The following is a 17,819-nucleotide window of genomic DNA, read 5'->3' as shown; positions in this document are numbered from 1 at the left end:
ATCATTTCAGTAAGGATTTATATAAATTAATATGTTTGTCAATCATGACTGTAATATCATATTGTTTCGATCTTAAAATACAATTTGATACAATAGTATCATATTTATTTTTATTAGTCATCAATTCAACACAAATTTCTGCAAGTTTTTTATCATCTTGAAAAGGAAACATAACTCCTGCTTCACTTACAATTTCTTTTAGTCCTGGCACATCTGAAGCTACAAATGGTTTTCCTGATGCCAAGGCTTCAATACTAGACAACGAAAGTCCTTCGTATTGAGAAGACAATATTAGAATATCGGAAGTTTTTAATAAACGAGCAACATCCATTCGAATGCCTAAAAAATGAACTCTATCCTTTAATTTTAGCTCTTCAACTAATTTTTTATTTTGATCTAACATAACACCTTGACCAACAAGCAACAAATGAACATTTTGCGGAAGATGTTGTAATGATTTAATAACAGTTTTTTGATCTTTTGGAAATTGAAAAGAGGAAACTTGAATTAATAGTTTTACATCAACTGGTAAATTTAAATTAAGTTCAGGTAAATCATATTTTATAGATTCTTCAATTTTAGTTAAATCAATTCCATTTTCGATTATTATAAATTTATCATCAGAAAATTGAAGTTGTTTTTTTAATTGACTTTTAACATTATCTGTTATACCTATTATTTTATTGTATTTTGAATAAATAAAACGATCAATAATTTTTAAAAACCAATGTTTCATTCTTCTATTGCTAGTAGAATGTTCAGTATATATTAATTTAACTTTAGAAAAACTAATCCATTTTGCAAGAGCAACCCAATATAATGAGGGAAATAAATGAACATGAATAAAGTCATATTTTTTTAAATACTTTATGATTTTAAATATCAAAAAAGGATTGTAAACACTTGAATCTCCTAATGAAATTAATCGAATGCTAGGGTTATTTTTCAATTCATTATAAAATGGATACTCTGTACCGTTAAGCACTAAAATATCCATTACAATTCCTTTTTCAATATATTTTGGAATTGTATCGAGCAACAACTTTTCTGCTCCACCAGTTGCCATGCTATTGATTACTTGCAGAACTTTCATTTTCTAATTTTAAAAAGTAAAAACAAATGAAATAAAATCCCGAAAGGTATTGCAAATAATGTGATTAGTTTTTTAGGATTATTCGTAAAGAAATCTAATTTACGTTGAAATAAACAAGATGAAATATAATGAACTGCTCTGGAAAAACTATAAACAATACTTTTTGAATACTTCATTTCGATTAATCTTGAGTAGCCAAAACCCTTAGGACTTTTCTTGTATTGTCTCAAAATATTTCTAGACGATCCTTCTTCAAGATATTCAACAATACAATAAACATCATTAGTACAAATCCAATCATATTTTTGATCAATCATTAAATATAAAGTTCCTAGCGGAACTAAACGCTCTTCTTTAAAAATTGGGTATTGAGGAAATTCTTTTACAACACTTGTTTTTATAACTAATTTCTTATCACCAATAATTTTGTGTTTTAAATAAACATCAGAGAGTTTTGTTCTTTTTAATAACTCGGGAAATTTAGAACCAATAATTTCACCATTTTTATAAGAATCAAGACCTATAAAACCAGCAATATTCTCGTTTTTATATAATTCCCAATTTTTTAAAATAAGTTCTACAGCATTACTTGGCATATAATCATCTGAATCAATACAAACATTCAATAAAGTATCAATATTTTGATAAGCAGTATTGTGACCGCTATGCATTCCTTGATTTTCTTGAAAAATATATTTTATAGCGATTTTATTCTCAGTAATCCAATGCTGAATCAATTGATTTGTATCATCTGTGGAACCATCATCAACAACAAGCCACAAAAAATTTTGACTCGTTTGATGTACTAAACTTTGATATAATTGTGGCAAACAAAACGCTCTATTGTATGTAGTTGTAAATACTGTAATTGCTTTCATGATTTATATAAAATTACATTCATTAAATAAGTAAATCCAACATAAACAATTAAAATTTTACCAATTAAAACATGCTGATTTTTAACAAGCTCACTTTTTAACAAAGGATAGATTAACACTAAACCAAGTATAAACCATGATAAATAAGCAAATCTATTTGAATAATTTGCCCTAATAATTAAAATCCACAACCCATTTGAAATCAAATAGATATGGAATATTTTTTGATACAAAATATCTTCAAACTTTTTCTTAAAAATATAATACCAACCAGCAAAAATTCCTGAAGCACTGTATAAAAGAAAATCCCAACGAAATCCTACACTAATTTCTACTCCTTCATTTGCTTGATTAAATTCTCCTAAGTAAGAGTCTAATTTGTCTGCTCCAAATCCTAATCCTAAAAAGAAAGATTCAAAGAAACCTCCTATTGCTAATGATAATGGTATTAGTAATATCCAAGAAATAATATAAACTTTTGTGTTACTATATAAAAATGTCATTAAATATGCAATAATTGGGATCATCATTGAAGAGTGAATAAAATAAGAACAAAAAAGAATTAGAATCGTATTTACTTTCTTTTCTTTACTAATTCCATAAACAAATAAGGATGTTGCAAGTCCGTTTCTAATTCCATTTACTCCATAGGCCCAAAATGTAAAAGCGATGATAAACATCAAAAATGCATAAAACCAATAATCTTTGAAAATCTTTTTAGTTCCAAGATAAAGTAAGTATAAATAAAAAAATGAACAGGTAAAAAAGAATAATTGAGCATTGAGATACTTTGCATAAAAATACTTCATAGCCTCAAATAATATATCTGATTCTGAATTAAATGGTGCGCCATCTATATACATTTGAAGCTCTCTATTGTAAATAACCATATCTCCAAAATATATAGAGATTGGTCTAAATCCCATGTAAAGGATAATAAACAACATGAGTACTATTCCAAAACCATTTTTTGCCTTTAAACTCGAACTGTTAGTTAACTCTGTTTTATAAGTTCCAAAAAAAACAAATAAAACAACAACCAAAATAATATGGTAAAATACAGATGAATAATATTCGTTAGGTATAAAGCTCAACATTTCTTTGATTCAATTATCCTTGCAGGATTTCCAACTGCAATTGAGTTAGTAGGAACATCTTTTACTACAACTGATCCTGCACCAATGATAACATTGTCACCGATTGTAATTCCACCAATGACGATACATCCAGCATGAAGTTCTACATTATTTCCAATAATTGGTTTTTTACCGTCTTTTTCTCCAACGGTAACTAAATGATTTACATAAACATTTTTACCAATTGATGCTGCATTCAAAATAGTAGAATATGGATGAGCAAGATGCAAACCTCCATCAATTTTTGTATTAATATCTATTGTGAATGACTGGTGTTTTGGGTAAAAAAACCTTAGAATTTTAGCAAAAACAGAAGTTGTTCTAAAATAAAAAAGTGTTCTAAAGTACTTACTGATTAATAACTGAAAAGTCAAATCGTAAGAAACAGTTGCAAAACTTGTTTGCCTAGTATTTCTTGAATACAAATCATCAATCACTAATTCTTTGTTGCTTGAAAACAAGAAAAGAATCAAGTGTGGAAAAAATAAAATTTGTCCAAAAAAGTAAACTATTTTTCTAATCATTTGCCTTAAAAATGAGTTCATCCCATTGTTTCATAATAAGCTCAAGGGAATATTTTTTTGCGTTTTCTTTTGAATTATTTGATAATTTCTTTTGCAAATTTTCATCAGAATCAAACCGAATCAATTCATTTACAAAATTATTGATATTATTATGTTCAACTAAAATCCCATCAACATTGTGATGAATTATATTTCTTGGTCCTGTTGGACAATCAAATGAAATTACTGGTATTCCAACAGAATTTGCTTCAAGAATTACCATTGGAAAACACTCTTGTTCTGAAGTCATCAATAAAATTTTTGCTTTACTAATTTCTTCTTCAATCGTATTTGATTGTCCTTTAAAAAGGATAACCTCTTGCAAGTTTTTTTTTATAACAAGCTGTTCAATCTCTTTATAATAATCATTTCCAACTGTGCCAAAGATATGCAATTTCCAATTGGGATTAGTGACGGAAAATTGACTCCAAATCTCAACCATTTTCTCCAATCTTTTTACAGGAGCAAATCGTCCAACAGCAACTGCAATATTTTGATTCTTTACTATTTCAAATCCATTATCAATAATTTGATTTTCAATTGGATTAGGAATCACAACTGCATTTTTTGACACATAAAAATCTTTTTCCTCTTGACTTAAAACAATTAAGCTATCATATTTAGATTCAATAAAATTGAGAACTTTTTGTTTAAATCCACTATTATTGATTCTGAATTTTGAGAAATGAAATTCTTTAGAAATTTTTGCTCTTCTGTATAAAAAAGGTAAGAAATATGTAATTGGAATATGAGAAGCAACAATAATAAAATCAGGGTTTTGCTTCAAAATATAACGTTGAATTTGAAAAATATTTGAAACAAATTTCAAGACGTTTCCAATTGAAAAATAACTCTTTTCACGTTGGTAATTAACAGCTAAATCAACAAACTTTACTTGATTAGAAAGGTCATAAATTAATGGTTTATTATGTTGTTCAGTGCTGATTATTGTGACGTCATAATTAAAAACAGTAGCCCAGTAGTTCGCTTTAATTGCCACTAAACGCTCAATTCCTCCATGAGAATTTAATTGATCTACTAAAATTACAATTTTCTTCAATTTTTATAGGTTTTAAATAAATTATCCCATTGACTCATAATAGTTTCAGGTAAAAATCGCTTTACATTTTCTTTTGCATTTGCTCCCATTTTTAAGCGTAAATTTTCGTCTTCAATCAATTGATTTAATCGATTTGTTAGTTCATCTGTATTGTTATTATCAACTAAAAATCCATCAACATCATTTTGGATGATATCACTTGGTCCAAAAGGACAATCAAATGATACACAAGGAATTCCACAAGCCATTGCTTCTATCAAAACCATTCCAAAACCTTCAAATCGCGATGACATTACATAAATGGAACTATCTAAATATTTAGGTAAAATATTTTTTTCAGGTTCAAAAAAAGTGACAGAAGATGCAATATTCAACTCTTTTGCTAAATTTTCTAATCCTTGAGTACTATCTTTCTTTCCATATATTTCTAGTTTCCAATTAGGATTTTTAGCTATAACCGTTTGCCAACTAACTAATAATCTATCGTAACCTTTTTGATAACTTTGTTTTCCTACAGCAATTACTTTTTTGTTTTGTAAAGTAGCACTCTCATTTGGATAAAAAGAAAGTGGATTAGAAATAATTTGAAGGTTTTTCAAATTCCATTCCTTAGTATTTTCTTTAGTTAAAACGATAAATTTTGTAAATGTACTACCTAAAACTTCCATGATTTTCATTTTGGTTTTAGCAATAATCAATTTAAAAACATTAAAATCCTTACCTATTTCAATATTTTTAGAAACGTGACGTTCATAAATAATAGGTTTTGCTTTTCCTAGAATTGTAGGCAGAGAGAATGCTTTCAATCCATCATCACAAACAATAACTACATCAGGATTTAATTTTTTTATAGTGTCCTTAATTCCAGAAATATATTTTTTAATGTAAGAAAACGGATTTCCTGAAACTTCAATTTCTTCAAATTTTATTTGATTACTAAATTCATAAAATAAATTAGAACAACCTTTATTCAATCCTAAAATTGTTACTTCATAGCCCAATTTATCAACTAAATAGCTTGCTTTTATAGAAAGAACTCTTTCTAAACCGCCAGAACCATTGACACCATTTGTGATATAAAGTAACTTCATTTTGAATTTATCTTTTCAATATTTTTTGAAAAACTGATTTTATTATTTGATAACAACTCAATAATTCTGTAGCGTTTTTGAATGCAAAAAAGATTAAAATATTTGGGATTACTAAAACCAAAACCAATTTAAATACTAATCCAAAAATGCCATCAAATGATATAAAATGATTAATTCCAAATAATACTGCGATGGATATAATTACCAAAAATAAGTATTTCAAATATTTTTTAAAGTAAATCATCGGACTTAAATTAAATCCTAATTTGAACACAATGTATGGATCATACCAACAGTTTGTGACTAATCGCGCTATTGCAGTTGCTATTAAAATACCTAAAAGTCCAAAATAATATCCTAAAATAAAAGATAGAATTAAATTTAAAATTGCCGTAAGAATAACTAAATATTGACCTTGTTTAAAAAATCCATACGAACTTTTAAAACTCCAAACTGCACTTTGCATTCCAAACATATAAAAATTTATAGCTAGAGCAATGACAATTTCTATAGGCAATAAGAATTTTACTCCAATCCATATCTTTATAAAATCATTCATTAAAAAAGCAATTCCAATGGTTGCCATTCCATAAATCCAAAAATTAGCAAAATTTATAAAATTGAACGTACTAATTTGCTTTTCCTTTGATTCTGTTACATTTATATTTCCAATAATTCCTTGCAAACTTGAAAATACTTGAACTATCAATCCAGAAGCTAAACCAATTAATAGTACATAATTTGATAAAAATCCAACAAGAATTAAACCTGAAAAATAATTTAGAATTAAGTTATCTGTACTATTGACAAGTAAACCACCAACTTTTATTAAACCCGTAGATTTTACATTAGAAAAGATTTTATTTTTAGTTTCTTCATCAACTTTTTCTGTATTGTACTTTTTCAAAAATGGATAATGTTGAGCTACTTTTCTTGAAATTATAAAATTACTCACTATTTGAAAAAAAGATTGGATGAGTAGATAAAGAATGAAATTTTTAAATAAAACAAGTACAATTATTTGAAACAAATTTTGAAACAAAAAAACAAAAATGTTGTATTTAGAAATGATATGACTTTTTTGATCAGCATGAAACAAACTCTGCTTATACTGCATGAAATAAGTAGAAACCGTGTTGAATAAAAAAATTAAATAAATTAAAATTAAATCCTCTTTGATTTTTTGTGGCGGATTTTCAACAATTTGATTTAAAAACGGGACAACTAACAATCCTAAAGCGGCAACAATTAGAGCAATTTTTGTATAAACTTTTGAAAAAAAGTTAACTAAACCTGCTAATTTTCGTTCGTCTTTTTCAGCTAATGGTTTGTACAGTGAATACACAATTGCGGTTGTAATTCCGAGTTCCGTTAATGACAAAAGTGTCAAAATATTAGAAAACAATCCGTTAACTCCTAGATATTCAACAGCTAAAAATTGAATAAAAATAGTTCGAGTTACAAATCCTAAAACCATTTGAGTTGTTTGAGCAAACAATCCAAAAGAAATATTTTTTATAGAATTAGAAAGTCTTGAACTACTATTCATTTAATGGTTTTGATTTATAAGTTTAAAGTTCTTAAACAAAAACCTTGTGTAAAAGGCAAAATATCAAACTCTTGCGAGTGAACACCAATTCCTTTTGTATCGCCTTGAGAAAAATCGATTGCTCCACTCCTTCGAGTAACTTTTTGCAAATAATTGAGTGCTTTTTCTTTTGAAGAATTTGCTTTATCACTAATTTCAGAAATTGACGCAGCATTAGCTAAAAACCAAGCTAACGTTGCCGTTGTTGACGAATCAGCTTGTGATTGTCGGTTTAAAATTAGCCAATTCCAACTTCCATTTTCATTTTGAAATTTCATTGCCATTTGAGCAAATTTTGTTACCAATTGCGTCATCTCCTTTTTTTGAGAATGCGTTTCAGGAAGTTCTTTCCAGCCATCAATTAAACCAATAGCATACCAACCTAAACCTCTTCCCCAACCAAATAATCCAACTGGTAAATTGCTTTTAATGTTATAAGTATGGCAAGGAATAAACTCCTCATTCAGCATTGCAAATTTGTTGAATTCTGTAATTTGTTTTATCCCTAAATCGATAGCATCTTGATTACTAAATAATGTTCCGTAACGAATTAAAAAAGGTGAAATAAATCCAATAGTATCAACAAATCTAAAATCTGAAATATGCTTTCTGTAGGCAATTGTTCCGTCTGTTCCTTTTAGATTTTGAATTAAATTATAACTAAAATCCAAAGCCGGTTTATATTTTTGAACATCTAAACCATCAACTTTTAATATGGCATAAGCTAAGATTATTGCGTCTATTTCGGTTGGATTTTGCTCCCAATTTCCATTAGAATCTATTTCTGAAAGGACATAATTTTGAATTATTTTTTTTACTTCTGCATCATTATTTTTAATAGCAAACTGATTTAATCCTAATAATAATGACGCTTTTTGCCAAGATTGAATGGAATTTCTTTTATAATTCCCTTTTATAATATCAATAATTATCAAGCGATTATTATCGGTCAATTTTATTGTTGGTGTTTTGTTCAACCACTTTTTTGAAACTTCAACTACTTTTTGATTCCAAAAATTTTTATCCTCAAATTTCCCAATTTTAATGCGGCTTTGCCAAGTATTGAACTGTGGAATCCAATCAATTATTAAAATTGAAAATACAAAAACCAACAATAAAATTAGAAAATACAACATTTTATTTACTTTCGATTAAATCATATAATTTACTCATTTCACTTTCAGTGCCTGTTTCTTCTTTTTGTAAATTTTCTACAAACAAATTCATCGTTTTTGAATCATTTACTAAAGTTTCAATTCCGTTAGCAATATCAATTGGTTCCATACCTACAATTCTTCCATTTACACCATCAGTAATCTGATCTTTTGCTGATGGAAAATTGGTAACAAGAATTGGTTTACAAATAATTTTAGCCTCATCAATGGCAAGCGATTTTCCTTCAAAACGCGAAGGTTGAACATACAGCGTTGCCTTTTTAATATATGGATATGGATTTTCTTTTATTCCTAATAATATAAAATTATTTTGAAGATGATGTTGCGCAATTAACTTTTCAAGTTTTTGTCTATCTTCACCATCACCAAGAACATACCATTTAATTTTTGGATTTCTTTTCACTAAAATGGCGCAAGCTTCAATAGCACCATCAAAAGCTTTTTGATAATTTAATCTTCCAAGGGAAACCAAATTTATATTAGATTCATCGAAATCAGAAATTGATTCTTCTGCTAAACCATTGATTGTTTTTTCTGTCAAAATATTATACATCATTCTGATTTTGTGTTTGAACTGAGGAAAACAATCAACGAGAATATCCTCACAAGCTTCAGAAACTGTAACAATGTAATCTAGTTTTTCAAAATAAGGAATATCAATGGCTTCATCGAGCATCAACAATTTATAATCGTTGTTTACAAACCCAATTTTTATATCAGCATTCACATGATCAACACAAAAATAGTTTGGTATTTTTTCTAAATAACCAATTGTTGCATCATATTTTTTAGTCACTTTTTTTAAACATGGACCAATAAATTCCCATGCCTTTTGTTCTTTAACAGCAGGGATTTTTTCCGATTTTAGCATTAATGACATTCTAAATCGTGCCCACAAAATTTTGAAATTGAAAGAAGATAAACACTCTAAAGCCATTTGTTTAAAAGGCATATCAAAATATTGAAACTCTTTTGGTTGAGGCAACAAATTGACTTCTTTTGGCAATTGCTTCATTAAAAAGCCTTCATGTTTAAACAAATATAAATCAACATTATACTTTGAATAATCTATCAAATGAAGTAATGAAACTAAAGATTTTTCAGCACCACCACAACTCAATTTATTCATCACAAAGAGTATATCTTTCTTCATATTATTTTAATTATCAATAAGTTGATATAATTTATTAATTTCAGATTCTGTTCCGTAATGATGCATTTTTAAATTTGAAACTAATTTTGCTCTTAATTCTGAATCTTCAATTAAGTTTTCAATTCCTACTGCTATACTTTCAGCGTCCAAAGGTACGATTATTCCGCTTTCAAGGTGCGTAATTTGGTCTTTTGCAGAAGGAAAATTGGATACTAAAATGGGTTTATGTAAAATTTTTGCTTCGTCAATGGCTAATGATTTTCCTTCAAATCGCGACGGTTGCACATAAATTGTTGCATTATTAATATATGGATATGGATTTTCTTTAATTCCTAAAAGTATAAAATTTCCAGCAACATCATTTTCAATAATCAATTGTTCCAATGCTTTTCTATCTTCACCTTCACCAAGAATATACCATTTAAAATCGATTCCTTTTTGCTTTAAAATAGCACATGATTTAATAGCAATATCAAAACCTTTTTGGTGACTCAATCTTCCTAAAGTTACCAAATTTATTCCTTTATCGAGTTCGTCATTTTTTTCATTAGCTAAATTTTGAATCGCTTTTTCAGAAAGAATGTTATACATCATTTTTATTTTTGATGTCAAACTTGGAAAAGAATCTCTCAAAACTTCTTCACATGATTCTGAAACTGTAAAAAGATAATCTAACTTAGAAAAATAAGGTTCATCAAATTTTGAATCAAGATTTAGCATTTTATAATCATTGTTTACAAAACCAATTTTTTGTTTGGCAACAACTTTATCAACTGTTAAATAAATGGAAGTTTTTTCAAGAAATCCAATTGCTACATCATAGTTATTATCAATTGTAGGAATCGCTTTTTTTAAATCTTTCCATGAATATTGTTCTGCAAAACCTGAATTTTTAATACTTCTATTTTTATAAGTAAAAGCGATTCTTGAATAAGCTAAACTAAATTTTCCTTTCAACAGAAAACTAAAAAAAGAACTTAGAATATTTTTTGAAAAAATAGCAAAATCGTCTTGAAGTGTAATTATTTTTACCTGTTGTGGAAGCAATTTTAAAAAAATACCCGTTTTATTGAGCAACAATAAATCTACATCATAGTTATTGTAATCAAATTCGTTTAACAAATTGACAAGACATTTTTCAGCTCCGCCAGCTTGCAAGCTTGGCATTATAAAAAGTATTTTTTTCTTCATTTATAATTCAAACAAATATTCAGCCGCTTTTTGCGACATTTTTTTGATTTCAGGAATCTTGTTTGCCAATGTAGTTATGATTTCTTTTTCCTCTGCTTTCATTTCTTCAAACTTGGCAATCAGTTTTTGAGAATCTGAAATTTCTTTGATACTTAAAACTAATTTTTCTTCACCAAAAATATCTTTAGCAATTCCTTTAGATTTAATACTATAACCCAAAACTAATGTTGGAATTAATGTAGAATAAGCAGCAATGGTTGCATGTGTTCGTGCTCCAATGAAAAAGCGCATTCTCGAGATATAACCTTTATATTGAATGGCGTTTAAGTTATTTGGCAATAAAATTACTCTACCTGAATCTTTAAAATTATTGTAAAAATCCAGTAAACATTCGTAATCATCATTTCCTTTTTCAATTACGTGAGGTGTCAGCGCAATGGTCATATCTGTTGTGTCAAGAATATGCTGAATTAAATCGAATGATGCTTTTTGTGATGCTTTATTTTTATTCCAAACCAACGGACTAAAATTAAATCCTATAGTATTTCCTTCTTGCCAACCCATAGGCAAAGGCAATTCTTCTTTTTGCATCGTAAAAGCACTGTCGGCAATCAATTTTACATTTTCAATGCCATTTTTTTTCAAAATTTCAAACGTTAATGATTCTCTTGCTAGAATTAAATCGAAGGATTTTAAATCATTAATTTTAATTTCTGATAAATCTTCATCACCAATAGATGCACCCCAAAGCACTAATTTTTTTCCTGCTTTCTTAATATTTCTATCAATTTCATAAACCCATGGTTGCTCACCATAACAATAATTATCACCACCAATAGAAAGTAAAATATCATGATTTGGGATATGTTTAATAATATTTTCTTGTTCGTGTCTTAGATAATAATTTTCATCTTTAAAAAGTTTAAATTTTAAAGCAGCAATAATTCCTACAAGTGAAGTCTTACTGATTTTGATTTTTGTAGCATCAAAAATGGTATTTATTAACGGAATAACTTTATCCGATGTAGGATTGAACGAAGCTAAATTTACTTCTGCGTTTGGATTTTGATTTTTAATTAACGCAACACTCGAACGCACAATTGCCTCACAACCTCTATTTAAACTTCCATTATGGAAAAACATTAAAATTTTCATTCGTACTTATTTGTTTCTGAAATTACTATATTTTGTTGCAAGTTGAAGTAAAAAAAATGATTTTACTTTAATGCAATATAAAATAAATTGTTGGTATTTTGATTTATTAGACATAATTTCTGTCCAATATTTTTTTATGATTTTTTGAACAACTTCATTATTCATCATTGCTTTTATGTACTTCTTTTTTTGTGAAGCACTAAAGTTTGAATTCAAATAAATATTAGTCAAAGAGATGATATTATTAATAAATCGGATGGATTTTAATTTCTCGATTTCATTAGTTTCAAGTTGTACGCCAAACTGATATTTATAATCATAATGGTATTGTTGCAAAGCAATTTTGAAATAGTCTTTATTTTGAACATCTCTAACAGCGCTGTTTTCTATTTCGCGATAAAAATAGCCCGAATAATCTGTAAAAAAGATGCTTTTTGCAAAATTAAAAGCTTGTAAATTAAACAATCCATCTTCGCCAATTACAATTCCTTTAGGGAAATGAATACCATAATTCTTTATTACATCCGTTTTATAAAATTTATTCCAAACCGGATTCAAATTATCTTCTTTTATAAAATAGGGAATTAATTGTTCTTGAATTTCTTTTGAGGTATAAACTTTTCCAACTTCAAAAATGGGTACATTTGAAAATATAGTATCATTTGAAACTGTATTAAAATTTGTAACGAGAATATCAGAATTTGTTTGCTTCGAAATTTCAAATAGTCGTTCAAAATAATCCTTTGAAACATAATCATCAGCATCAACAAAACCTAAATACGTTCCTTTTGCTTTTGAAATTCCGTTATTTCTAGCAACACTAACACCTTGATTTTCTTGATTTAGAAGAATTATTCTGCTATCAAGTTTTTGATACTTTTCAATAATCAATTGACTTTCATCTTTTGATCCGTCATTCACAAAAATGAATTCACAAGATTGCATGGTTTGCGCCATCAACGATTTGATGCAATCCTCAAGATACCTTTGTGCGTTATAAACCGGAATTACAATAGTAACTGCTATCATATACTTTAACAACTCATCTTGTAAAGAATCCTTAAAAAAAAGATTATTCTTCGACAATTATTTTTTTTACTTTATAGTATTCTTCAAGTCGAAGTCTTCGCCATGCAACCCTTTCATTTTCTATAAATGACAAATCGGTTATATCATAACACGAGCTTTCCATTTCAGGGTTTACAAGTTTTATAGTTACCGTTTTGCCTTTACTTTTTTGTAATAATTGTTCTCTTGAAGATATGAATTTTTTTAGCTCAGTTCCTTTAATAAAATTATAAACTCCGAAACCAATTGCAATGATGAAAATGAAACTAAACATAATATTAACAGAAATAGCTTTAAAATTTGTAGAAACAATTTGCTTTTCATCTATTGAAAACAATTTATAAACAAATGTTATTATAAATAGCAATAAGAAATACATAAAAAACAATGCTGTTCTTGGAAAAGCTAAACCTGGTGCTATTATAAAAGGTAAAATAGTACTTAATGAAACTAAAAACCATTTATAATCTGATAAGAATTTGATAAACAAAATTTTATTCCTAGGAAAAAAAAATAGTGATTTAGTAGTAAGCTTAGCATTTGGCATAATTATTAAAACCATTCCAACGGCAACAATAATTGATAGAAGTATTAATACTATTGAAATTTTGGCATAGGCAAAACCTACCTGCAAAAAACCTTTAATCAGTGATAAAAAACTTAAGTCAATTGAAGATATTCCTGTTTTTTCAATTCTTGTAAAATTTCCTGGTGCTAAGGAAATAAATAACATTCCTCCAAAAACTACTACAAAAAGCAAACTATAAAAGCCTATCATTCGCTTTTCTTTTTTAAGTAATTTAATAATTATATCAATAAAAATTAAAGATAGAAGAGCAATAGTTAAGTTTTGAGTTGTCGCTCCAACAATGAATGAAAAAAGTATAAAATATATTTTTTTTGAAATTGTAAAATTGTTTACATTTAATTTAGAATACCAATATATCCAAATTGCACCAAGAAGTAAGTCAAGAGAATATATTCCGCCTGTTCCCCAGTATACGGTTTCGGAGAAATGTTGATAACAACCTAACCAAAAAACAGTTGTCAATAAAAACCAAAAAAACACTTGTTTGTTAGTCTTTATTTTTAACTCCTGTTGGAGAATTTTAACTAAAAAAAAACAACTTAAAACAAAAGTAATGGTCCAGAAAAAAGTAACTGCTTCAATTTTAACATAATGCAACAAGAATCCTTGAAAGAATGCTGCTAAAGTTAAAAATCTTCCATCCCATGTATTATAACCATAAATACAATTTTCTAAAACTCCTTTTTGATTTAGCTTAACCATAAAAGCATAATCATCAGACCAATAAAAAGTATTAATACAAATCGATAAAATAACAATCATCGCAGTAAAACCAAGGAATACAGTAATTGAATTTAACTTCGATAAATTAATTATTTTAAACATTTTATAGTAAAATTTATGCTTTTAAAAGAGCAACAATTGCCGTTACATCAGCTTCGGTTAATTCGTAAAACAAAGGCAAACGCAACAAACAATCCGTAAATTTATCTGAGTTTTCAAGCGCTCTACCATCATGTTTTGAAATATAATAATCACTTGAATGTAATGAAATATAGTGAAAAACAGAGTGAAATCCGTTTTCTTTTAATGTATCTATGATTTGAGTTCTGTGGTCAATGTTTTTTGCTGTGATATAAAACATATGACCATTATTTGTAGCATAACTTGGCACTTTTGGCAATACAATTGTAGACTGATTTTTCAATCCTTCATAATAAGTATTCCAAAGTAATTTTCTCTTGGTTTGAATGTCTTCAATATTTTCTATTTGTGCCCAAAGAAATGCTGCAATAACCTCAGATGGTAAAAAAGAGGAACCAGTATCAACCCAACCATATTTATTGACTTCACCTCTAAAAAATTCTGCTCGATTAGTTCCTTTTTCCCATATAATTTCTGCTCTATGAACAAATCTTTCATCGTTGATGGTTAACATTCCACCTTCGCCAGCTATAATATTTTTTGTTTCATGAAAAGAAAATGCAGCCATGTGTCCAATGCTACCTAAAGCTCTTTTTATACCATTTTTTCCAGTGTAAAAACTATCAATAGCTTGCGCAGCATCTTCAATAACAAGAAGATTATATTTTGTTGCTAATTCCATGATTTTATCCATATCACAAGCTACACCAGCATAGTGAACAGGAACAATAGCTTTAGTTTTATCTGTAATTAAAGCTTCTATTTTATCTGCATCAATATTTGGATTATCAGAATATGAATCAGCGAAAACAATTTTTGCGCCTTGTCTAACAAAAGCAATTGCTGTAGAAACAAAGGTAAAACTTGGCACAATTACTTCATCGCCAAGTTCAATATTTGCTAACATTGCGCACATTTCTAGAGCGTCAGTGCATGATGTTGTTAAAAGTGCTTTCTTAAAACCATATTGTTCTTCAAAATATGCCTGACACTTTTGTGTATATTTCCCGTTTCCTGAAATTTTTCCGGAGTTTACAGCATCATAAATATAATGTGTTTCTTTACCTGATAAATATGGTTTATTGAATGGTATCATTAAATAGAATTTATTTTTTATACAAGTTTAAAGTGGAGTAAATTTTCCTTTTGCAGGAAGTAAAAATTTCATAAAACCTATTTCTTCATCTGAAAGTCTTTTAGTGTAGGTTCTATCAGAAACATTAAAATAAGAGACTAATTTATTTTCAAAATCAATTTCATTCTTGTCCGAAACAATTTTAATAGATTTGGAATTAGGATTCCATTCTTTTAAATATTCATTCATTTTTTGAAATTTAGTTTCAGTAGAAACCTCTAAAAACTGAAAACCAATTTTATCTGAAATTGATTTTGCTGGTGATCCTGCATAAATTTCATTAAAAGCCATGTCTTTAGTTATTACAGAACCAACCATAGCCATTGATTTATCTTGTGCAACTATTGGTGAAACAATACAATGTCCTACAAACCACACATCATTGCCAATTACCATAGGTTTTTCTGTTAAAAATCTACAACCTTCAAGAGTATCTCCATACTTAATATGACTCCAAATTTGAGAATGTGCTCCAATTCCACAATTATTTCCAATAGTAGTTCCTCCAATTGAATCAATTATACAATATTGACCAATCCATGCATTGTGACCAATGTGGCAAGGCAAATAACCATGTACATTAGTATCGTGTTGAATTTTAGAATAATCGCCAATTGAAAAATCATCACAAATAATTTGAACATTTTCGCCAATGTAACAATTATCGCCAATAAATATCCTTTTAGCATTACCATTTATCCCTCTAATTTTTGCTGAAGGCTCAATAATAGTATTTTTTCCAACAATAATTTCATCTGCAAAAATATTTTTATTCTCCATAATTAATTTTTTTATCTATTATAAACGAAGCTCTTCCTTTTGATTGATCAAAGATTTTACCAATATAAATGCCTACAACACCAATAACTGTAATCAATATTCCAAACAAAAACCAAATTGAAACCATAAGTGAACTATATCCTAATACTAAAATATGTCCTGTAAAATATCTAATTATTGTATATACACCAAAAGCAAAAGAACAAAGAGATATCAATAAGCCAAATTTAACAAATAGTTTTAATGGTTTGTTAGAAAATGAAATTATAGTATTGAAAGCTAAACTTAAAAGCTTTGAAAAAGTATAACTCGATTTTCCTGAATCTCGCTCAGCATGTTCCACTTTTATGTAGGTAGATGTAAATCCAACCCAATTTACAAATAATGGAAAAGACTTTATGTAATCATTCATTTCATTAACTTGATGAATCACTTTTTTGTTGTAGATTCCAAAATTTGCAATTGAATTATCAAACTTCGTTTCAGTTAAATAACTGTATATTATTGAAAATAATTTTGAAGATAATTTTTTTAAAAAGCTATCTTTTCTATCTTCTCTTTGGGCTAAAACTATGTCAAACCCTTCTTGAGCTTTATGAAATAATTTTATAATTTCTTTAGGTTGATCTTGCAAATCACAATCCATTACTACAATCCACTCACCCTTTGCAAGTGATAATCCAGCCATAATTGCAGGATGTTGTCCAAAATTCCTGCTTAACCGAACACTTTTAACTTCGCCAAACAATTTAGATAGTTCAACCATCTTTTCCCAAGAATTGTCTGGACTTCTGTCATCAACTAAAATTATTTCATAGGTAACTTCCATTTCGGCCATTACTTTCTGAATTTCAGAAACTAATTTATGAATGAACTTTTCAGCTTTGTAAACAGGACTGACTATTGAAACTTGAATTGATTTATCCATAAATTAATATTTAACAGTAACAACTATACCAATCATTATTAAAATTAATCCTAGTAATTTACCAATAGTGTAAGTTTCACCCATAAAAAAAATACCTATTATAAAAATCAATGCAGGTGCAAGGCTCATAAAAGGATAAGCTTGAGTGATTTCAAATTTTGTCATTGCTGCCATCCAAAATAATGAAGCAATAAAAGCTGAAGCAAACCCCGAAAAAATAAATGGATCAAAAACTAATTTTACTAAGTAAATAATTTTATCTAAAAAACCCTCTGGTAAAACAACTTTTAAACCTGATAATCGCCATTTTAATACAATTTGACCATAAACTGTAAAAAACAAAGTGCCAAAAATGTATAAATAAGGATTCAT

At 27.8% G+C, this 17,819-nt stretch carries 17 protein-coding genes; all 17 read right to left on the bottom strand.

Going from position 1 to position 17,819, the window contains the following annotated elements; genetic code table 11:
• Nucleotide 1 precedes the first annotated feature (1 nt).
• The 17 genes from Q0049_RS11650 to Q0049_RS11570 are packed head-to-tail and all read right to left on the bottom strand — an operon-like array spanning nucleotide 2 to nucleotide 17,819.
• Nucleotides 2–1,093 carry a glycosyltransferase gene (locus Q0049_RS11650; protein WP_298119882.1) on the bottom strand — a complete coding sequence of 364 codons (1,092 nt, stop codon included), beginning with the start codon at nucleotides 1,091–1,093 and terminating at the stop codon, nucleotides 2–4.
• The gene (locus tag Q0049_RS11645) at nucleotides 1,090–1,971 is read right to left on the bottom strand and encodes a glycosyltransferase family A protein (RefSeq protein ID WP_298119880.1); all 882 of its coding nucleotides are present in this window, start codon (nucleotides 1,969–1,971) and stop codon (nucleotides 1,090–1,092) included. Before Q0049_RS11645 ends, Q0049_RS11650 begins: the two co-directional genes overlap by 4 nt.
• Nucleotides 1,968–3,068 carry an EpsG family protein gene (locus Q0049_RS11640; protein ID WP_298119878.1) on the bottom strand — a complete coding sequence of 367 codons (1,101 nt, stop codon included), beginning with the start codon at nucleotides 3,066–3,068 and terminating at the stop codon, nucleotides 1,968–1,970. Before Q0049_RS11640 ends, Q0049_RS11645 begins: the two co-directional genes overlap by 4 nt.
• A complete protein-coding gene (locus Q0049_RS11635) occupies nucleotides 3,062–3,631 on the bottom strand; it encodes a serine O-acetyltransferase (protein WP_298119877.1) in 570 nt (189 codons plus the stop codon). Before Q0049_RS11635 ends, Q0049_RS11640 begins: the two co-directional genes overlap by 7 nt.
• Nucleotides 3,624–4,730, bottom strand: coding sequence for a glycosyltransferase (locus Q0049_RS11630; RefSeq protein ID WP_298119875.1), 1,107 nt, complete (start codon nucleotides 4,728–4,730; stop codon nucleotides 3,624–3,626). The genes Q0049_RS11635 and Q0049_RS11630 overlap by 8 nt, the downstream gene beginning before the upstream one ends.
• The gene (locus tag Q0049_RS11625; protein WP_298119873.1) at nucleotides 4,727–5,821 is read right to left on the bottom strand and encodes a glycosyltransferase family 4 protein; all 1,095 of its coding nucleotides are present in this window, start codon (nucleotides 5,819–5,821) and stop codon (nucleotides 4,727–4,729) included. Before Q0049_RS11625 ends, Q0049_RS11630 begins: the two co-directional genes overlap by 4 nt.
• A gap of 7 nt (nucleotides 5,822–5,828) precedes the next feature.
• Nucleotides 5,829–7,370, bottom strand: a complete 1,542-nt coding sequence (locus Q0049_RS11620) for a hypothetical protein (protein ID WP_298119871.1) — start codon at nucleotides 7,368–7,370, stop codon at nucleotides 5,829–5,831.
• A gap of 14 nt (nucleotides 7,371–7,384) precedes the next feature.
• On the bottom strand, nucleotides 7,385–8,545 hold the full coding sequence (locus Q0049_RS11615; RefSeq protein ID WP_298119869.1) for a glycoside hydrolase family 88 protein: 1,161 nt from the start codon (nucleotides 8,543–8,545) through the stop codon (nucleotides 7,385–7,387).
• Between the two features lies 1 nt (nucleotide 8,546).
• Entirely contained in the window at nucleotides 8,547–9,737 is a 1,191-nt protein-coding gene (locus Q0049_RS11610; RefSeq protein WP_298119867.1) for a glycosyltransferase, read from the bottom strand.
• 6 nt (nucleotides 9,738–9,743) lie between these two features.
• Nucleotides 9,744–10,928 carry a glycosyltransferase gene (locus Q0049_RS11605; protein WP_298119865.1) on the bottom strand — a complete coding sequence of 395 codons (1,185 nt, stop codon included), beginning with the start codon at nucleotides 10,926–10,928 and terminating at the stop codon, nucleotides 9,744–9,746.
• Nucleotides 10,929–12,083: a polysaccharide pyruvyl transferase family protein gene (locus Q0049_RS11600; protein WP_298119864.1), complete on the bottom strand. Its 1,155-nt coding sequence runs from the start codon at nucleotides 12,081–12,083 to the stop codon at nucleotides 10,929–10,931.
• Nucleotides 12,084–12,089: 6 nt separating this feature from the next.
• Nucleotides 12,090–13,112 (bottom strand): glycosyltransferase, encoded by a 1,023-nt coding sequence (locus Q0049_RS11595; protein WP_298119862.1) that lies wholly within the window; start codon nucleotides 13,110–13,112, stop codon nucleotides 12,090–12,092.
• Between the two features lie 43 nt (nucleotides 13,113–13,155).
• Complete coding sequence (locus Q0049_RS11590; protein WP_298119860.1) at nucleotides 13,156–14,565, bottom strand: DUF6056 family protein; 1,410 nt, start codon at nucleotides 14,563–14,565, stop codon at nucleotides 13,156–13,158.
• A gap of 13 nt (nucleotides 14,566–14,578) precedes the next feature.
• Nucleotides 14,579–15,700: a dTDP-4-amino-4,6-dideoxygalactose transaminase gene (gene rffA / locus Q0049_RS11585; protein WP_298119858.1), complete on the bottom strand. Its 1,122-nt coding sequence runs from the start codon at nucleotides 15,698–15,700 to the stop codon at nucleotides 14,579–14,581.
• Nucleotides 15,701–15,727: 27 nt separating this feature from the next.
• Nucleotides 15,728–16,519, bottom strand: coding sequence for a hypothetical protein (locus Q0049_RS11580; RefSeq protein WP_298119857.1), 792 nt, complete (start codon nucleotides 16,517–16,519; stop codon nucleotides 15,728–15,730).
• The gene (locus Q0049_RS11575) at nucleotides 16,509–17,447 is read right to left on the bottom strand and encodes a glycosyltransferase family 2 protein (RefSeq protein ID WP_298119855.1); all 939 of its coding nucleotides are present in this window, start codon (nucleotides 17,445–17,447) and stop codon (nucleotides 16,509–16,511) included. Before Q0049_RS11575 ends, Q0049_RS11580 begins: the two co-directional genes overlap by 11 nt.
• A gap of 3 nt (nucleotides 17,448–17,450) precedes the next feature.
• Nucleotides 17,451–17,819 carry an EamA family transporter gene (locus Q0049_RS11570; RefSeq protein WP_298119853.1) on the bottom strand — a complete coding sequence of 123 codons (369 nt, stop codon included), beginning with the start codon at nucleotides 17,817–17,819 and terminating at the stop codon, nucleotides 17,451–17,453.

The sequence above is a fragment of the Flavobacterium sp. genome (assembly GCF_027484205.1).
GTDB lineage: Bacteria > Bacteroidota > Bacteroidia > Flavobacteriales > Flavobacteriaceae > Flavobacterium.
The sequence above is the reverse complement of the archived record's forward strand: the minus strand, read 5'-3'. Positions and strand labels throughout refer to the sequence as shown.